12 protein-coding genes are annotated in these 20,190 nt (G+C 53.5%); all 12 read left to right on the top strand.

The annotated features are described in order from the left end of the window. The first annotated feature begins 35 nt into the window (after positions 1-35). The 12 genes from VNQ80_RS16405 to VNQ80_RS16350 all read left to right on the top strand — a co-directional run bounded on the left by VNQ80_RS16405 (position 36) and on the right by VNQ80_RS16350 (position 20,188). The gene (locus tag VNQ80_RS16405; protein ID WP_325640628.1) at positions 36-1,652 is read left to right on the top strand and encodes a RagB/SusD family nutrient uptake outer membrane protein; all 1,617 of its coding nucleotides are present in this window, start codon (positions 36-38) and stop codon (positions 1,650-1,652) included. A gap of 118 nt (positions 1,653-1,770) precedes the next feature. After that, entirely contained in the window at positions 1,771-3,165 is a 1,395-nt protein-coding gene (locus VNQ80_RS16400; RefSeq protein ID WP_325640626.1) for a DUF1080 domain-containing protein, read from the top strand. A 4-nt stretch (positions 3,166-3,169) separates the two neighbouring features. Continuing rightward, complete coding sequence (locus VNQ80_RS16395; protein WP_325640624.1) at positions 3,170-5,596, top strand: GH92 family glycosyl hydrolase; 2,427 nt, start codon at positions 3,170-3,172, stop codon at positions 5,594-5,596. A 13-nt stretch (positions 5,597-5,609) separates the two neighbouring features. Then, the gene (locus tag VNQ80_RS16390) at positions 5,610-6,956 is read left to right on the top strand and encodes a sulfatase (RefSeq protein ID WP_325640622.1); all 1,347 of its coding nucleotides are present in this window, start codon (positions 5,610-5,612) and stop codon (positions 6,954-6,956) included. Further along, on the top strand, positions 6,953-8,350 hold the full coding sequence (locus VNQ80_RS16385; protein ID WP_325640620.1) for a hypothetical protein: 1,398 nt from the start codon (positions 6,953-6,955) through the stop codon (positions 8,348-8,350). The genes VNQ80_RS16390 and VNQ80_RS16385 overlap by 4 nt, the downstream gene beginning before the upstream one ends. Continuing rightward, positions 8,347-10,128 (top strand): DUF1961 family protein, encoded by a 1,782-nt coding sequence (locus tag VNQ80_RS16380; RefSeq protein WP_325640618.1) that lies wholly within the window; start codon positions 8,347-8,349, stop codon positions 10,126-10,128. The genes VNQ80_RS16385 and VNQ80_RS16380 overlap by 4 nt, the downstream gene beginning before the upstream one ends. Then, positions 10,118-12,685 (top strand): DUF4962 domain-containing protein, encoded by a 2,568-nt coding sequence (locus tag VNQ80_RS16375; protein ID WP_325640616.1) that lies wholly within the window; start codon positions 10,118-10,120, stop codon positions 12,683-12,685. The genes VNQ80_RS16380 and VNQ80_RS16375 overlap by 11 nt, the downstream gene beginning before the upstream one ends. Continuing rightward, the gene (locus tag VNQ80_RS16370) at positions 12,682-14,259 is read left to right on the top strand and encodes a sulfatase (protein WP_325640614.1); all 1,578 of its coding nucleotides are present in this window, start codon (positions 12,682-12,684) and stop codon (positions 14,257-14,259) included. The genes VNQ80_RS16375 and VNQ80_RS16370 overlap by 4 nt, the downstream gene beginning before the upstream one ends. 1 nt (position 14,260) lies before the next feature. After that, positions 14,261-15,703 carry an alkaline phosphatase D family protein gene (locus VNQ80_RS16365; RefSeq protein ID WP_325640612.1) on the top strand — a complete coding sequence of 481 codons (1,443 nt, stop codon included), beginning with the start codon at positions 14,261-14,263 and terminating at the stop codon, positions 15,701-15,703. A gap of 10 nt (positions 15,704-15,713) precedes the next feature. Continuing rightward, positions 15,714-17,108, top strand: a complete 1,395-nt coding sequence (locus VNQ80_RS16360) for a sulfatase (RefSeq protein ID WP_325640610.1) — start codon at positions 15,714-15,716, stop codon at positions 17,106-17,108. 7 nt (positions 17,109-17,115) lie between these two features. After that, complete coding sequence (locus VNQ80_RS16355; RefSeq protein ID WP_325640608.1) at positions 17,116-18,636, top strand: sulfatase family protein; 1,521 nt, start codon at positions 17,116-17,118, stop codon at positions 18,634-18,636. A 16-nt stretch (positions 18,637-18,652) separates the two neighbouring features. Further along, on the top strand, positions 18,653-20,188 hold the full coding sequence (locus VNQ80_RS16350) for an arylsulfatase (protein WP_325640606.1): 1,536 nt from the start codon (positions 18,653-18,655) through the stop codon (positions 20,186-20,188). Positions 20,189-20,190 lie beyond the last annotated feature (2 nt).

Below are 20,190 nucleotides of genomic sequence, written 5' to 3'. Positions count from 1 at the left end.
TATTGAGCCGTCAAAGAAAAAATAATATGAAGGCGATGATAAAAAACATACTCGGCATTGCGCTGATGGCCTGGGTAATCTTAAGTACGGTTTCATGCAGTGGCTTCCTCGAGGAGGAACTCGTTTCGGCCCGCACAACCGACAATCACTATGTAGACGAACAAGGATACGAGGACCTGGTGAAATCGGCTTATAGCCCCTTGCGGGAGATTCATAAGCTACGGGGCCTAACACTACTGGGCACCGATATCTTTACCCGACCCGGCGACCCGGCTCTGGGTGGGCTGAACCAATTTAATGAATATTCGCCACAGGCGATCAACCCCCAAGATGGGAATTCGGCTGTTTATTGGACCTTTTTATATGCGGCTATCGCCCGTACCAATACGGCTATCGACCGTGCACCGGGCGCATCCATGAACGAGGCGACCAAAACAATGCGGATTTCCGAAATCAAATTCCTGAGAGCCCTTTATTATTTTTACCTGGTACAACAGTTTGGTGATGTGCCATTGCCGCTCAATGAGATCACCGAAGTGGTAACGACCACCGAACGGATACCGGAAGCGAAGGTTTATGAGCAGATTATTAAAGACCTCGAAGAAGCCATCCCCGTTCTTCCACCCTCGCAGGAAGAATACGGCCGGGTTACCAAAGGGGCAGCCCAACACTTGCTCGCCAAGGTGTACCTGACCCGTGGATACCGCGATTTTGCTGGATCCAATGATTTTGCAAAAGCCGCGAGCCTAGCTACGGAGGTTATCGGCTCTGGCGAGTATCAATTACTTGACACTTTCGGCGAGGTCTTCCAGCAGGGAAATGAAGAAAACAATGAAATTCTATTTGCTGTACAATACAGCGCCAATACGGTATTAAATGGCGATGGCAACGACGCCCATTCGCTCTTTGGTCAGGGAGTGGACGGACTGATCGGCATGGATCGGTCGAGCACTTACAATCGGCAGCAAGCAACCTACGTTCCCACGAGATACCTATCAAGCCTCTATGACACGGATATGGATACACGTTACGACGTTACATTTCTGCGTATTTTCTACGCTACCGTGGATAAAGGCGACGTAAAGGTGGGGGATACCGTGCTGTACTTCCCGAAATGGGACCAGCCCTGGACTGCGGAACAGATGGCAGCCGCAGATTACCTCGTCGTTAACTACGACGAATACTACATGAACGTAGCCAAGCAAAATCAGTTCCCACCACTGTGGAAATTCTTCGAGGCCGGCTTGCCATACGGCGATGACAAAGGAACCCGCGACCTGTTTGTGTTCCGTTTGGCAGAAACCCACCTCATCGCCGCAGAGGCATATCTCCAGGCGGGAGATGAACCCACGGCCCTCGGACACATCAATGCGGTTCGCCGCCGGGCCGGAAATCCGGGGATGAAAGATGCCATGGAACTCTCCTCCGTAACCCTAGACGACATTCTCGACGAGCGGGCGCGGGAACTCTGCGGCGAGGAACCCCGATGGACTGAATTGAAGCGAACAGGAAAGCTCATCGAACGGGTGAAACTGTACAACGAACGGGCCTCCGAAGCCAATACCATTCAGGATTTCCACTTACTACGGCCGATACCGTTGTCCGAAATCGAGCGCTCATCGAACACCGTTTCGCAAAATTTGGGCTATTGACACGTAGGTAAACCGACATATGAGTGCCGGCTTCGCCGGTTGGTGACAATCCGATGGATTTCGCCAGCAGGCGGAGCCGTGCTTACCGTCCGGCAAGCCGGCAGACTAAAATTAATGAATGATGCGATTAAAAATGGATGGATTTCTAGCTGGTTTAGTAAGTGTAATCTTTGTATGCTGCTGTCAACCTACGTTTGCCCAGAAAGGGTGGCAAGCGCTATTCAATGGTGAAAACCTCGATGGGTGGGAAAAGAAAAATGGAACGGCAACCTACCGAATACGTGACGGGGCAATTGTCGGTATTTCTAAGCTGAATACACCCAATACGTTTCTCTGTACAAAAGAAACATATTCAGACTTCATCCTGGAAATGGATGTAAAGATTGACTCCGGCCTCAACTCCGGCATACAGATCCGGAGCTTGAGCCTCCCCGAAGTAAACAACGGCCGCGTGCACGGCTATCAAGTGGAAATCGACCCCGCTGAACGCGCATGGAGTGGTGGCATCTACGACGAGGCCCGCCAAGGGTGGCTGTATCCGTTGTCTATCAATGAGAAAGGCAGGAAAGCCTTTAAAAATGGTGATTGGAACCGTTACCGTATTGAAGCTGTGGGCAACACCATCCGGACGTGGGTCAACGGCGTCCAGTGTGCCAATCTGATCATCAACCTAACACCTGAAGGGTTTATCGCCCTGCAGGTGCATGGCATCAAACAGAAAAGTCAGGAAGGACTGACGGTAAGCTGGCGCAACATCCGGATCAAGACCGAAAACATCGCCGACGACCGCTGGAAACCGGATAACGACGTAGAAGAAGTAAGCTACTTAGCTAATCAGCTGACCGAACGTCAGGTCAGCGAAGGTTGGCGCTTGCTTTGGGACGGTAAAACCACGGAAGGATGGCGACGGGCAAGTGCCAAGGATTTTCCCCCCACGGGATGGCAAATTGAAAATGGATTGCTGAAAGTACTGCCATCGGAAAAAGGAGACCCTAACAAAGGCGGCGACATCATTACCGATCGTGAGTTTGCTAATTTCGAGCTTGAATTGGATTTCCTGATTACCGAAGGGGGCAACAGTGGCATAAAATATCTCGTGGTGGAAGAGCTACGCCAAACACCAGGTACGGGATTGGGGCCGGAATACCAGATTCTGGATGACGATAGGCATCCTGATGCCAAGAATGGGATAGATGGAAACCGGACAGCAGGGTCATTATATGACCTCATCACGGCAAGGAACTTAAATGAGCCCGGAAAAAACAAGCGGATAAACAAGCCGGGAAAATGGAACCGGGCGAAGATTGTCGTAAACGGAAATCATGTGGAGCATTGGCTCAATCACATTAAAGTGGTTGAGTATGACCGTGGGGCAGTCGCCTTCAACGACCTGGTCGCGAAAAGTAAGTTTCATGAAGTGCCTGATTTTGGGCAAGCATCATCGGGGCATATCCTGCTTCAGGACCACGGTGATTTAGTTTCATTCAGAAGTATCAAAATAAAGGAGCTATAACCCTATGCTATCTAGATTGACATCCGTAACCCTTGCCGCGCCATTCTGGGCACTGTTGGCTATCATGTGTTTGGCATGTGCCAGTCGGAATGCACATGATCCTGCAGCTTATTATGGAAATACCGATCCGGTAGATCTCGTAGTACCGCTTGTAGATGCGGCTAATTCGAGGTGGTTCTTCTTCAACGCGGCAACACGGCCTTTTGGGATGGTCAATCTAAGCCCCGATACGGAAGTTGACGGTGATTGGGGAACCGGCTACCGGTACCATCAAGATACCATCCGCTGCTTCAGTCACATCCACGGGTGGCAGCTATCGGGTATACCGGTATTGCCTACTAACGGCCCATTCAAAGGCCACTTGGGCCCGCATGTGTATGGGTCTGCCTACACCCACGAAAAGGAGGTCGTTAGGGCCGGCTATCATAAAGTAGTACTGGATGATTACCGGATCACTGCCGAACTTACCGCTACGACACGGGTCGGGTTCCACCGTTATACCTTCCCAAAAGCAGCGGAAAGCCATATCCTCTTTGACTTCACGACGGCATTGGGCCCTTCCAAGACTGATTGGGGCTATGCCAAAAAGGTCAATGACCACGAAATCGAGGGCTATGCCATCATGGGGGCGACCGTGCGCCGACCTAAGCCGATTACCGTATACTTCATTGCCCAGGTTGATAAGCCGTTCCATGATTTCGCTGGTTGGAAAGACGGAATCCTATCAGCGGGAACCGACCATGTAGATGGCGAACATACCGGCGTTTATCTCAGTTTCCCGACAGGTGAAAGCGAGGTGGTGAAGATGAAGGTAGCCGTCTCTTACGTCAGCATGGAGCAAGCCCGCCTTAACCTCACCTCGGAGTTGCCCCATTGGGATTTCGACCGGGTAGTCCGCGAATCCAGGGAAGATTGGAATACTTGGCTCAGTCGGATTGAAATTGACGGAGGAACGACTGAGGAACGCCAGCGGTTTTACACCGACCTGTGGCACGCCTTGCAAGGGCGGCGGATCATCAGCGATGTGAACGGAAAATACTGCGATATGACGGGAGCCAGCCCACGGATCGGCCAGATACCGCTCGATGAAAATGGCAAACCCAAATTCAACCACCACAATTCCGATTCCTTCTGGGGTGCCCAATGGACGATCAACACGCTGTGGCACCTGGTCTATCCGGAAATCACGCATTCGTTTGTCAATTCCATGCTGCTGATGTATGACGATGGCGGATTGATTCCCCGCGGGCCGGCCGGAGGCAATTACACGTTTGTGATGACCGGTGCGTCATCCACTCCGTTTATCGTAAGCGCGTACATGAAAGGCATCCGCGATTTCGACGTGGAGAAAGCGTATAAAGGCCTACGTAAGAACCACTTGCCGGGCGGATTGATGAGCAAAGCGGGATATGAACACCATACGTTTAAAGGTGGTGGCATCGAACCATACATCGAGAAAGGCTATGTTCCTTATCCACTCAGTGACACCCGGTACGGCTATCACCAAAACGGCGCGGCACAAACGCTGGAATATGCCTACCAGGATTTCGCCCTGTCACAATTGGCGCATGCGCTGGGCAAGGCGGACGACGAGCAGTCATTCCGCCGCCGCGCCGAAAACTACAAGAACCTATGGAACAGCCGATTGGGCTGGATGTGGGTAAAGGACAGTACCGGCCAATGGCGTTCGCCCGCCAATGTCCTAACGTATGAAAACGGATGGGTAGAAGGTAATGCCGCGCAATACACGTGGTTTGTTCCCCACGACGTTGCCGGACTGATCGACCTGATGGGGGGCGCCAACAAGTTCACCGAAAAACTCGATAGCGTATTCCAAGTGGCCCAATCCCATCATTTTACATCGGGCAAATCACATGCCGTGGAAACACACGCACAGAACCGGGAAGTCTACCTCAATTATGGCAATCAACCCAGTATACACACGGCCTTCCTGTTCAATTATGCCGGTGCACCATACCTCACCCAATATTGGACTCGGCAGGTCATCAAGGAGGTATATAGCGGTATATCTCCCGATTATGGGTACAGCGGTGATGAAGACCAAGGGCTCATGGGCGCATTGGCTGTACTTTTCAAGATTGGGCTTTTCGCTACCAACGGCGGTGTATCGACCACGCCGGTATACGAAATTGGCAGCCCCATATTTGATAGAATAACGCTCCATCTCAATCCGGACTATTATCCCGGACGAACGTTTGTGATTGAAACCAATCATAACAGTCCTGAAAACCACTATATCCAATCCGCCACGTTAAATGGAAACACGTTGGATCGGGTGTGGGTACCCCACGATACGGTGGTAAATGGTGGAACGCTCCGGTTGGATATGGGGAGTGAACCAAACACGCATTTGGGAGCATCGCCCGAACTGGCACCGCCCTCCATGTCTACCGATGGGTTCAACGAATAAAACAGGAGTGATTATGCGAAAGACTTGCTATCCGGTTGCATTATTCCTTGTATTCGTATTAACGATTTCCTTGCACACATATGCGCAGCATAAACCCAACATCGTGGTTTTCCTTTCGGACGACCATGGGCAGGAAGATGCAGGATACTATGGAAACACGGAAGTGTTGACCCCTGTAATTGATCAGCTTGCGCGGGAAGGCATGGTATTTACCCGGGCCTATACACCGGTTTCCGTGTGTGCCCCCTCCCGTTCGGCATTGTTTACCGGCTTGTATCCGCACCGAAACGGGTGCTTCCGCAACCACGGATCGGTATTCGAGGGTATCAGGTCGCTGCCTGATTACCTCGCTGCGGCCGGATACGATGTGATATTGGCCGGAAAAGAACATATTAAGCCAAAAGAGGCGTTTCCATTCACCTATATGGAACGGCATCAGATACCCGAGTACCTGAACCGCCGGAAAGAACGCCCGTTTTGCCTGATTGTTTCATTGAACGCACCGCATCAGCCCTACTTTAACCTGAAAGGGGGGCATGGTCAGGTAAGCCCCAAACCGTGGCTGCCCCATACACCGGAAACCGTGCAATATACCGCGGCTTACTACGACCACGTGACATTGGCCGACCAGGAAATCGGATCGGTACTGTATTGGCTGGAGCGGCTTGGTCTCAATGAAAACAGTATCCAGCTGTACCTCAGCGATCACGGCCCGGCATTCCCGTTTGCAAAATGGACGCTTTACGAGCAGGGAATACGCATCCCGCTTATTGTCAAATGGCCGGGGGTGGTGCAATCCGGAACAAAAACTGATGCACTTGTGAGCATGGTTGATATCCTTCCGACATTACTCGATATGGCGGGTATTGCTCCCCAACCACTGGACGGCAAGAGCCTTGTGCCCGTCCTGAAAGGGCAGTCAACGGTCCAGCACCACGCTGTATACGGCTGCTATACCAATCTGGGTGTGCAGGGGGCCAATGAATACCCCATACGGGCGGTGGTAAGCGATCGCTATAAACTCATCGTAAACCTACGTTCGGGCAATCGCTTTTCGTTGAAGGCGATGGACGAACCGGATGAACGGGCAGTCATCGATGCTAAGATGGTGCTTGATTCCTGGCTATCGAGTGGCGATGCCAATGCCATCCGACGGGCCCATTATTACCGGAGCCGGCCGCCTATTGAGCTGTACGACCTGTCCGAAGATCCGTATGAATTGGTTAACCGTGCGCATGACGAAGCGCTGAATAGTACCGTAACGAAAATGTATCAGCTGTTGGGAGAGTGGATGAAATCGCAAAACGATCCCCTGCTGAATGAAATGGAAATGAGCTGGACAAAACTACACGTCAAATGACCCGAAAGGAATTTATATACCAAACAACGGCAGGATTTACCGCGGCACTGACGCTACCGGGCGTCTGGGCTTTTCACACCCCGAAAGCCAAAGAAAATTGGACACCGTTTGATTTTCGCCCATTCCGGAGTGGGCAAACCGCCGCACCGGTTATGCAGGTAACACCGGATGATGGATTTTACTTGCATACCTTTTACGATGTGTGCCCTTGGAGCCCATCCGGACGGTACCTCGCGCTGACCAAGCTACCCTATCAACGCAAAAAACCAGCTTGGGGGGATACCGCAGCCGTCTGCGTGGTCGATCTGGAAAAACAAACGATACGTACGGTTTACCAGACAAAAGCTTGGTCTTTCCAAGTGGGTGCAAACGTGCAGTGGGGCCATGCTACCGATCGGTACCTGTATACCAACGATCTCATCAACGGTATTCCAGTCTGTGTGCGCATCGATCTGATAGCCGGAGACATCAAGGCCTTTTCGGGGGCGAAATATGACCTTGCACCGGACGATAAATCGGTAATCAGCCCGAACCTCCTGAACATGAACATCCATCAATATGGCTATGCCGTACCCGATCCTCCCCCGGGCAAGCCCCAGCCCTTCCGGCCGGAGGACATGTCGCGCGAAGGGCTGTGGAAAACCGACCTTGAGCGAAACGAGACGACGCTACTGGCCACTACCGATCAATTTTTCGACGCAGTGCCCGACGAGGACCGTGAGCGGTACAACGGCAGCATCGGATACCTTTTCCACTCCAAATTTAACCGACAGAATACCCGTATTTTGCAGGTCTTCCGTGCGCAGGTTGACGGTAAGGGCCGCAACGCCTCCCTCTTCACGATGGATACCAACGGAAAGAAACTGACCCAGTGTTTGTCGGCCGAAAAATGGAACCAGCGTGCCCGATTGGGTGGCTCGGGCAATCACCCGAACTGGCATCCCGACGGGGAACGGGTGATTATGAATTGTATCCCCACATGGCTGGGGTACAAAGACATGCTGTTTTGCTCCTTTGATTACAGCGGCGATCAGTTTACGGTACTCTCGGAAAAACACCTCGGCAGCGGCCACCCCACCATGCACCCCGGTTCGCGGTACCTGCTCGCGGATGCGTATCCCAAACAAACCTATGTGGTGCCTAAAAGTGGGGAAATCCCCCTCCGGCTCATTGACCTGAAATACGACACCGAAACGATTATCTGCACCCTGCCGACGGATGTGGGCGGGGGTAGCAATCAATATTTGCCTCAAGATCGTATAACCGGCGGAAGCCATCATAAGCTGGACCCTCACCCTGCCTGGAACAGGGATTATACCCAGATTTGCTTCAATGGAGCACCCGAAGGAAACAGGCAGGTGTTTATTGCTGACATTCATACGTTATTACCATGATTAGATTGATTATTACACTATTATTATTTAGTATCGCCATACAGACCATTAGTGCACAAGACTCGTGGCAAAAAGACGATATACGCCGCCTCATGAACAAAGCGGCGCGGTGGCAGATGCAGCAACCGGCCAAATACCCGAAGTTGGACTGGCACGAAGGGACGTGGTATGCAGGCTTAATGGCGCTTTACGAAGCCACGCGCGATTCTGTTTACGGCGATTACCTTTGTAACATCGCGGCCAAACATCATTGGCAGGGGATGTCTGATATTTATGATGCTGACCGCTTGATGGTGGTACAGACATATTTGGACCTCTTCCGGCACCAACCCGACAGCCAACGTATACAATACAGCAAATGGATGCTGGATGCCCACTTGGGGCGACGGCCCAAAGCCGATGTACAATTTACGGACAATCCATACCGTAGGGAATGGTGGTCGTGGTGCGATGCACTTTTCATGGCTCCGCCCGCCTTTGCAAAATACTACCGGTTGACAGGGGATGAAAAATACGTCGACTACCTGACCGAACATTGGTGGAAAACATCGGAATACCTTTATGCCCAACCGGAAAACCTCTTTTACCGCGACGACCGGTTCTTCGACGCCAAAAGTCCCAATGGCAGGAAGGTTTTCTGGAGCCGGGGCAACGGCTGGGTGTTGGCAGCGATCGCGCGCATAGGAAGTGAACTACCCTCCGATTTTAAAGGCCGCCCCCGATTCGAAAAGCAATTTGTGGAGATGGCTGCATCCATCCGCGCGCGCCAGGGAGCCGACGGCCTCTGGCGGGCAAACCTGTTGGACTACGACGCATTCCCGGAACCGGAATGCAGTAGCACGGCGCTCTTTTGCTATGCTTTTGCCTGGGGGATCCGCACCGGCTTACTCGACGCCGACACCTACCTACCTGTCGTCAAGAAGGCTTGGGCCGGGTTGAGTAGCCACATCAACGCGGAAGGACGGCTGGGCTTTGTGCAGCCGCCGGGTATTGAACCCAAGGCGTTTTCCGAAGAAAACTGGGAATCGTACGGGACTGGGGCGTTCCTGTTAGCGGGATGTGAAATTATTCGGCTGCTTGAAGAATCGGGTCCTGCCGTGACCTATAAAAAGGGGGAACTGCTTTATGAAAATAAGCTGGCAGACACGGCTGCTGTCCGTGGATGGGTCATGGAAGGACCCGGCAAGATGGAATTTAAGAACGGCTGGATGGAACTCTATGCCGAACAACAGCAATGGCATCATGTGCTCTGGTGCCCCGAAACCTTTCCAAGCAGTTTCGTCGCTGAATGGGAAGTGCAAAACCTGCACACCGGGGCCGGCCTGTTGATTACATTCTTTGCAGCGGCCGGAAGAAACGGTGAAGACCTCTTCGACCCCGCTCTTCCTCCGCGCGAGGGCACATTCAAGCATTATACCAAAGATCAGATCAACAGCTACCACATCTCCTATTACGCCAATAATCCCAAGAATCCCGAGCGCGAGTTTGCCCACCTGCGCAAGAACAGCGGCTTTGCGCTGGTACAAACCGGTCGCGAGGGTATTCCAAAGAGATCTCCTGCTATTCACCACATCAAGCTGGTCAAAGACCAAAGCCGTATCTGCTTTTTTATCGACGGCCGTAAAATCATTGACTGGACAGATGACGGAAGCACCCATGGGGCGGTCCTGGATGCCGGTAAGATCGGTTTCCGCCAGATGCAATGGTCACACTTCCGCTACCGGAATTTCCGGGTTTGGCGCCTCACCCATCAAAACCCCACCCCGCATGATTCGTAAACAGCTGACCCGTTTATTCGCTGGCGTAACCGCAGCAATCTTCATGCAATGCGGGGCTCCACGCACACAGCCGTCGCCGTATCCCGATGCCGTTTATTCGCGGTACCTTTCAACCGCCGAACCGACGGCCGGTATTGCAGTGCAATTCAATACGCCCATCCTGCGCTGGCCCGCGGAAAAGGGAAACTCCGTGCGCTATGACGTACGGTTATCATCCGATTCCTTGTTTCCAAACAGACAGACGCTGCACCGCGAAGGTATTCCATGGGCGCTCTTCAATCCGCACCAGCGCCTTGCCGAGGGAACCTGGTATTGGCAGTACCGGGTCTCTGGAAAAACCTGGTCTGCTTTGCAGACGTTTCAAATCACACCCGCCGCCATCCCGTTGGTATCACCGCCCGCAGACCGGTTCCTCAAGGGCATACCCGCGTTTCATCCGCGTTTACTTACAGATGGAGTGGATACGGCCCGCATCCGGTCCCTCCCTGCGGATAGCGATGTGCAGGCCATCATCCGCGAGGCAGAGATGGCCCTGAAGCGACCCATCATGACGGAACGGGATGGCCTGCCGGAAAACAGGCTCGACGATGCTGAGCGGAATCGCAAACTGGAACAGGATGCCAGCAAGAAATTGGGTGATTTTGCATACGGTACCACGCTACCCCTCTGCCAGGCGTATCTGCTCACCGGCGACAATCGGTACCGCCTTCATGCGATACGCATTGCCCGGGAAATCGCCACATGGGACCCCAAAGGGATATCCCAGATCAGCGATTTCAGCGATGCACGCTGTATGCTGGCGCTTGCTATCGTATTCGATACGTTTCATGCATCGCTTACCACCGCCGATAAAGCGGCAATGATCCGGCCGATTGTTGAGCGTGCCACCGGCTTTTACTCCAGGTGGCGGAACGATATCGAGGCAAAAATATTGAGCGGCCACGTGTGGCAGCACATCCTGCATTATTTTTTTCAGACCGGCATCGCCGTATACGGGGACGTGCCTGAAGCTGCCCAATGGCTGGAATATGCCTATGAACTATTCCTTGCCCGCGCGCCCGTGTTGGGCGGCGTGGATGGCGGATGGATTGAGGGGGCGTCATATTTCCGGATGAACATGGCGACGCTCATCGATATCCCGCTGACCATCAAACAGTATACAAGTTTTGATTTTATCAACACACATCCCTGGTATGCGCATACGATCGACTGGCTCCTATACCATGTCCCGCCGGGGTCTTCGGCGGACGGATTTGGAGACAATACCGAGGAAGTCTTTTCTCCGGGAGTGGCATATATCGCGTATGCGGACATGCTCGCCAGGCTGACTGGAAACCCAAAAGCCGCGCAGTATGTGGAATTGTGCAGGCAATACGAAAATACTGACATTTCTACCGATCGGTCCCTGCGATGGACCCGGCTGGCCCGTACGGAAGACGCGGACATTGCCAGCTTAGCTTCAATCGTCGAGTTTGAAACCGGAAAAATCTTTCGGGAAATCGGCCTAGCAGCATTGCATTCCAATCCGGGCAATACCCCCGAAAACCTCATGGTAGCCATGCGATCGAGCCCCTTCGGTTCGTACGGACATTTTCTTTCCGATCAAAATGCGTTCAATATCTTGTACGGCGGAAAGCGTGCGTTCTTCCGCACGGGCTATAAGGTCACCATGAAGGATCCGCACCGCACGGGCTGGTATCAGCATACCAAAAGCAACAACAGCCTGTTGATTGATGGTGCAGGCCAGCCGTATAGTGTGGAAGCCTACGGCTGGATGCCCCGGTTCCTGCAAGGAGAAGAAATGGCTTATGTGATGGGGGATGCATCTGCCGCGTACAGCAGTGCCGAAACCGGCGAAGATTACGGACTGAAGAAGTTTTACCGGCACCTGCTATTGCTTAAGCCCGATATCATCGTGGTATATGATGAATTGGAGGCCGACCATCCCGCGAGCTGGTCGTGGCTGCTCCATAGCATGGCCGAAATCCACATCGATACAGCAACCAATCGCTTTTCATCCCGCTTCGACGGATTCTCCGGTGCAGGCAAACTGTGGGCGCCTTCGACAGTATCCTGGAGTTTGGCGGATACGTTTGAGGTACGCGCAGAAAACTGGCGCGGCAGTTTAAACCGGTTCGGGGAACTGAAACGCTACGACGATGAACAATGGCACCTCAAGGCGATCAATGTTGCCAAGGTCCGCTCCACACGTTTCCTCGCGGTCTTCCAAGTTGGCCCTATGGCAAACATCGAAGCGGCCGAAGAGACATATCGCGATGGCGTGGTGACCGTTTCTGTGGGTGATTGGGACATCCGCGCGCAATTGGATACGACGCTTTCACCCGATTTATCGGTTACGAACCGTTCGGGCACAACGGCCTTTTCAACACATGCCTCCCGGATTTCGCTGGCCGGGAAAACCTTCGGCCAACGTGAGGACAGCGCAAAACTCGCCGAAATACGCAGCAGTCATATCCGATATGTGGAAGGTTCTGATGAATTGCCCTACGCCATGCAGCAACGTTTACTAATCGACAGCAAAAACAAGAAGAAATGAATAAGTTCGTGATCTACAATGTACTGATTGGATCCTTGGTCGCTTGGAGTAGCTGTACCCAGCAACCCCATAAAACGGAACCCCAGCGCGCGCCAAACATCCTGTTTGCCATCGCCGACGACCAGTCTTATCCGCATGCTTCGGCTTATGGCATGCCGCAGTTTAAAACCCCGGCGTTTGACAGCGTGGCAAGCCACGGTGTGCTATTCCGCAACGCGTTCGTTGCCGCGCCCCAATGCAGTCCCTCAAGGGCGGCTATCCTTACCGGGCGCAACATCTGGCAGCTGGAAGAAGCGGGCACGCATAGCAGCTATTTCCCCAAGAAATTCCCAGTGTTCACCGACGTACTGGCGTCGGCCGGTTATATTACCGGCTATACTGGCAAGGCCTGGGGACCGGGCAACTGGCGCGATGCCGGGTGGAAACAGAATCCCGTGGGACCGGAGTACAACCGCGAAAAATACACCGACGTACCGACCAGCGGGATCAATCCCACAAACTACGCAGCAAATTTTGAACGTTTCCTGGAGGAAAGACCCGACGGGCAGCCTTTCTTCTTTTGGTTTGGTTGCCACGAGCCACACAGGGTGTACGAGTATGGATCGGGTCTCCGCCAGGGATTGGACTCGGCGCGAATGGACGTCCCCCCGTTCCTACCCGACCACGATACCATACGGACCGACTTATTGGATTATGCGCTGGAGATCAACTGGTTTGACCAGCATCTCAAGAAAATGCTCGACCTGTTGGCGCGCAGGGGAGAGCTGGAAAACACGATCATCGTCGTAACGGCCGACAACGGCATGGCCTTCCCCCATGCCAAGGCCAGTCTGCATGAGTATGGCATCCACGTACCCCTGGCCATTTGCGGTCCGGGTATCACGGGGCAACGCTTGGTCGATGCGCCGGTGAGCCTCATTGACCTGGCACCCACCATCCTCGAATGGGCCGCTGCGGAGCCCCTGCCTGCCATCGCCGGGAAAAGCCTTATTCCACTTGTAAGGGGCGATGTACCCGATACGGCCAACCGGTATGTGCTGACCGGAAGGGAGCGGCATACGCATGCCCGGCCGGATAATCTGGGTTATCCGGCCCGGGCAATCCGTACCGCCGATTACCTGTACATACGCAACCTCAAACCCGATCGGTGGCCCATGGGCGACCCACCGCCGGATAACCCCAGCGGTGACGCTGCTGATACCGAAGGCATGAAACCGATCGTATTGGGCTTTGAGGACATCGACGATTCCCCCACGAAAGAACTCCTGCTCGCCAACCGATACCGCTGGTCGGCGCAATACGGCTTGGCTACCGCCAAGCAGGCGGCCGAAGAATTGTATGCCATTAACGAAGACCCCGCTTGCCTGATGAACCTGGCATTGGACAGCCATTATGCCGACGTGTTGGCTGGGCTCCGCAGCCAGCTTGAACAACTGCTGACCGAGCAGGGAGATCCCCGGATGGTTTCGGAAAGCGACGTGTTTGATAGCTATCCGCGGTTTGGGAGGATGCGCCCATTCCCCGGTTTCCGTGAACAGGGGACGTATAACCCGGCTTATCAAAACAAGGAATAACATGAGCAAACAGAGTCGAAGAAACTTCCTGAAGAAAACAGGACTCGGCATGATGGTGCTCCCCGCTTTCGAGGAAATCGCCGCCGCGATTTCGCGCCCCGTTTATTTTACAACTGGGTTTAAAATCTCGGAGGTGACCGACCGGTCGGCCATCTTCTGGACCCGATTATGCAGCCAGGAAACACCTGTTCCTATCCAACACAAGCGGCGGGAGGAAATATTCAGGCACCCCATCGATTTCGATGAAAGCCAACCGGTGGGCAACATGGATGGTGCAGTCGCCGGTACGACGGGATTCGTACGGATTACACTTGTTAACGGCAATATGGAAGTTTTCCGTTCGGATTGGCATGCCGCCATACCCGACGACGATTATACCATCAAAATCCCCATAGACAACCTGAAAAGCGATACCAACTACCACGTGGAAATCGAAGCACGCACGTCAATGAATGGAACCTCCGCCTATGCCAAAGGCTCCTTCCGGACGGCACCGGACCCGCAAACACCCTCCGCAGTGAATTTGGTAGCCTGCACCTGCCAGTACCTCTGGAGTTACGACGACGAGGAACGGGGATTTAGGGTGTACGACAGCATGCGCCGACTGCGGCCGGATTGCTATGTCCACACGGGTGATTATGTCTATTATGATAAACCCGGGCCGCTGGCCTTCACGCGGGAAAAGGCAAGGCACAAATGGCACGCCATGAATTCAAGGCCGTCTATCCGTGATTTCTGCCGTGAAGTGCCCATCTACATGCTCAAAGACGACCACGACCTGCTGAAAAATGATGTCGACCCAACCGCACAACCCTACGGCGAACTCTCCTATGCCGACGGCCTGAAGGTATGGAAAGAGCAAGTGCCGCTCCGCGGGAAACCCTACCGGACCTATCAATGGGGTAAGGATTTGCAGCTATGGCTCATCGAAGCGCGCGAATACCGGTCGAACAACGACCTGCCTGACGGCCCCGGCAAGACCATCTGGGGCAAGGAGCAGCTCACATGGTTCAAGGAGACCGTCGCGGTCTCCACCGCGACATTCAAGTTACTGATCTCGCCCACGCCAATCGTCGGCCCCGATCGGGATACCAAAAAAGACAACCACGCCAATAAAAATTTCCACACGGAGGGAGTTTGGCTGCGGCAGTACCTGTCAACCGTGGATCAGCTGTTTATCGTCAGCGGCGACCGGCATTGGCAATATTTTTCAAAAGATCGCGAAACGGGCTTACACGAATTCGGCTCAGGCCCCGTCAGCGATTTCCACGCACAAGGATGGAAACCGGACGATGTGCGACCGGAACACCGCTTCCTGCGCGTCAAAGGCGGATTCCTGCAGGTCCGCGTATTCCGGAAGGATGAAAACCCCTGCATTCAATTCATTCATTACGATGTGGACGGCAACATCGTCAATAACTATACACACTATGCTTACTCATAAATCACCAATCATGGTCCGGATAGTCCCTTTTTTAGTGGTATCTATACTACTAACGGGACTTCCAACACGGCTATGCGCGCAGCAACCTACATCGCCTAATATTGTGTTTATTTTAGCCGACGACCTCGGTTGGTCATCCCTCTCCGCGCGGATGGATAAAGCCGACCCGCAGTCTGCCAGTGATTATCATGAAACCCCCAACCTGGACCGGCTAGCCGCCGCAGGCATGCGCTTTTCCCAAGCCTATGCCCCCGCCTCCATCTGTTCGCCTTCCAGGCGAAGCATCCTTTTTGGCCAGACACCCTCCCGGCAGGGAGATGTGTCGTTTGAAGCAAATTACCAGCCAGCGGCCGGGAAATACGCTACCTTGCCCCAAGTGCTCAAGAATAGCAACGCCCGCTATCGGACAGCTCATTTCGGCAAGTGGGACATACGTGCCGGGTTTTCTCCCGAAGATGCAGGCTATGACGAAAGCGATGGCGATACCGGAAACAAAAACGGCAACTTTGCCATCGAGGGAACAGACAAGTGGACCGATTATTTCATCACGGGCGATCCGAAACGGGCCAATACCCTTGCGGCACGGGCGGCCAACTTCATGACACGCCAGGCAAAAGCCGGAACGCCCTTTTTCCTGCAAATCTCACACTATGCTACACACGTAGAGAAGCAGACAACCGCTGAGTCGTATAAAAAATACCAGAAAAAGCCCGTGGGAAAGAAGCACGACGACCCCGCATGGGCGGGAATGCTGGAAGACCTCGACCGCAGCATCGGGGCCGTATTGGATACACTCGAACGGCTGGGCATCGCCCAAAACACCTATGTGTTTTTCATGGCCGACAATGGAGCCACCGAATTCATGCCTGCCGCGCGGAACCGGCTGGATCATCCGTCGCAGTTTCCCAAGCCGATGCGGAATTATCCCCTTCGCGGCGGAAAATGGACACTCTACGAAGGGGGGATACGGGTGCCGTTCCTGGTCATGGGCCCCGGTATTGAGGCCGGTAGCCAATGTGATGTGCCGATCGTCGGTTGGGACCTCCTGGCTACGTTTGCCGAGCTGGCTGGTGAAGCCCCGGCTTCCAGCGGCGTGGACACCGATGGCAGTAGCTTTGTGAGCCTGCTCCGGGGCGAAACGGATAGACCGGTCGTGCGTATAAATAACGCACTTGTTTTCCATCGCTACAACGAAGGATATCCCCATTCGGCGGTGATCGATGGCGATTACAAACTGCTGAAATTCTGGAAATCTGGCAAGGTGGAATTGTACAACCTCAAGGAAGACCGGGGTGAAACCCACGACATAGCCGGCGAAAACCCCGGAAAAGTCAAGGAATTAGCAGCCGAAATGACTGCCTATTTCCGAAAAGTGAATCCCGATTTGTTAACACGTTACCAATAGCGAATCCATGAAGTACCGTTTGATATGCTTTCTGCTCCTAGGGTGTCTGCTGTTTGCTACCCGGTTATCCGGCCAACAGAAAGAGCGCCCGCCGATCATCGTCATCATGGCCGACCAGTTGCGGGCCGATGTCATCGGCGAAATGACACCGAATATTTCGGCTCTTGCGCAAGAAGGCGTTACATTTACCACCGCGTATGCGGCATCGCCGCTCTGCGCACCTTCGAGGGCCTCCTTCTTCACCGGGCTGTACCCCAACCGCACGCATTCGCTGATTAATCCGTGGGCGCCACAAGATGCCCATTCCGGGTATGTAAGTGCGGGCATTCCCAACCTATATACCCTGATGGAGGAGAGTTGGGACAGCTGGCATGTGGGCAAGCAACACCTTTTTACTGAAGACCCGCTTGAAAAGGATCCCGAAAGTAAAACCAAATGGATTACCCAGCAGACGTATGCGCAGTGGATGAAATCGGAAGGCGTGGACAAACCCGGAGGACGCGTTTTTAAAGCATTGGTTCCTGAACAGGTATCCGGACGCCATACCGGCGCCCGATATTACTCAACCCCGTTTGCGGCACCTTATGACCCCGGCGTCGGATATTTTACAGACCGTTATTTCAGCAACGAAGCACAGCGGGCCATCCGGGAGCGCGACAAAACCAAGCCGTTGCTGCTCAACTGCATGTTTCTGGCGCCGCATCCCCCTTTTCATATCCCTGAACCCTATTTTTCAGTAATCCCCAGCCAACAGGTGGATTTGCCAGACAATGTCGGCCAGTGGTATCCCGGGCAATCTCCCTTGCAATTGTACAACATCACCGGATTTTTGGGTACCCGATACACCCGCGACGAATGGCTGGACACCTGGGCAAAATACCTTGGACTGGTCAAGCTGCTGGACGACGAGGTCGGCCGGATCGTCCAAACACTGAAAGAAGAAGGCCTTTACGAGCAAGCTATCATTGTTTTCACCGCCGACCATGGCGAAATGCTTGGCAGCCATTCGCTCTGGCAGAAAAACTGCATGTATGAAGAGTCCGTGCGCGTACCGTTGTATATCCGGTTCCCGGACGGTTTTCCAGTCGGCCGTATAGCTATTGATAAGCCTGTGAGCTTGGTGGACGTGTTGCCTACGTTATTAGATTATACGGGTGTGCCTATCCCTGGGAACCTTGATGGGCAGTCGTTGCTCCCGTTGGTGCGTAACGAGCGACCCGATGAGGGGCGACCGATATTCCTGCAATACGACGGCAATGGCTCCTTGGGTAATTTCCAGCGGGCAGTTGTGAAGGATGGATATAAACTGATTGCTGACCTGTTTGGTGATGAGGTATTTCTTGAACTATACCATGTAACCGAAGATCCACAGGAAAAAATTAACCTCGCTTTCCAACGGGAAAACGAATACAGGATAGGCGATCTGTTGGCTTGCCTCAGGAAACATATGGAACAGACGGACGACCACCTCTCGATTCCGGAAAATGTATACGCGCAGTTTATAGGCCATTACAATTATTTGAATTAATTTACGAATAGCTCTTATGAATAACTTCCTTTTTAAGAACATTCTTCGTTGCGTAATCGGGCTTGTGCTCGGCGTCCAACCGATCAGGGCACAGCAAGCACAACCCAACATCGTATACATTCTTGCCGACGACATGGGTTACGGTGATGTAAGCATATACAATCCCGACGGCCGGATCAACACACCCCACATCGACAACCTAGCGCGGCATGGGATGCGTTTTACAGATGCCCATGCCCCAACCTCGGTTTGTACACCCACCCGCTATGCGATTATGACGGGTACTTACGCCTGGAGAAGCCGTTTGCCTGTCGGCGTGCTTCGGGGGTATGGCCGCACTCTTATCCCACAGGGCAGTTTTACGGTAGGCACTTTACTCCAGCAACAGGGCTACCACACCGCCGTCATCGGCAAATGGCACCTGGGATTGGATTGGGCGGTCAAGGAAGCACATCGTGATGTGCTTGATCCCAGCAATCCCGAAATGAACGAATATGGGCTCTTGAAAGATATGAATCCCGAATACATCGACTTTACCAAACCACCGACTGGAGGGCCGTTGAGCTTGGGTTTTGATTATTCCTTTATACTCCCGGCCTCGCTCGACATGGAGCCTTACTGTTACCTTGAGCGAGATACGCTGATCGAGCTTCCCACCGCCCACACACCGGGCAATGATCTCAATACCGGATACACCGGTGCCTTCTGGCGCGCGGGGAAAATGGCGCCTTCTTTTGAATTTGACCGCGTACTACCAACGTTTACCGACAAAGCGGTGCAGCACATCGAACAGCAAGCAAAGCAGCCGCAACCGTTTTTTCTGTACCTTCCCCTTCCTGCGCCCCATACCCCGTGGTTACCTACTAATGACCAGCGCGGGGCCTCGGATGCCGGGGATTATGGTGATTACGTACAAATGGTGGACGATGCCGTAGGTCGCGTACTGCGGGCAATTGACAGCCTCGGCATGGCACAAAATACACTGGTGATTTTCACCAGTGACAACGGTCCCTACTGGCGGCCGCAATTTGCCGAACGTTTTCATCACCGCGCAACCGGCCCCTATCGCGGAATGAAGGGCGATGCCTGGGAAGGCGGCCACCGCATTCCGTTTATCGTGCGCTGGCCCGCTACCGTAAAGCCGGGTACAACGAGTGATGCGTTGACGACGTTAACCAACCTTTCGGCTACCTGTGCTGCCATCCTGCAGACCGGAATGCCGGCAGACGCTGCTCCCGACAGTTACAGTATCCTGCCCGTATTGAAGGGGGAAACAGCCGACATTCCCGATCAACGTGCCGTAATACATCAGGCTTCAAATGGCTATCTTGCCATCCGCAAAGGCCCGTGGAAACTGATAGACGGCCTTGGATCCGGGGGCTTTTCCGAACCTCAATACGAAGAGGCAGTTCCCGGTGGACCTTCCGGGCAGCTATACAACCTTGAAAACGACCCGCAGGAAACCACAAACCACTACCAACAGTTTCCGGATAAGGTAAAGGAGTTACAGGTGCTACTCGCCGAAATAAAAGGAATGCACAAAACACATTAAAA

The organism is Parapedobacter sp., from assembly GCF_035556095.1.
GTDB lineage: Bacteria > Bacteroidota > Bacteroidia > Sphingobacteriales > Sphingobacteriaceae > Parapedobacter.
The sequence above is the reverse complement of the archived record's forward strand: the minus strand, read 5'-3'. Positions and strand labels throughout refer to the sequence as shown.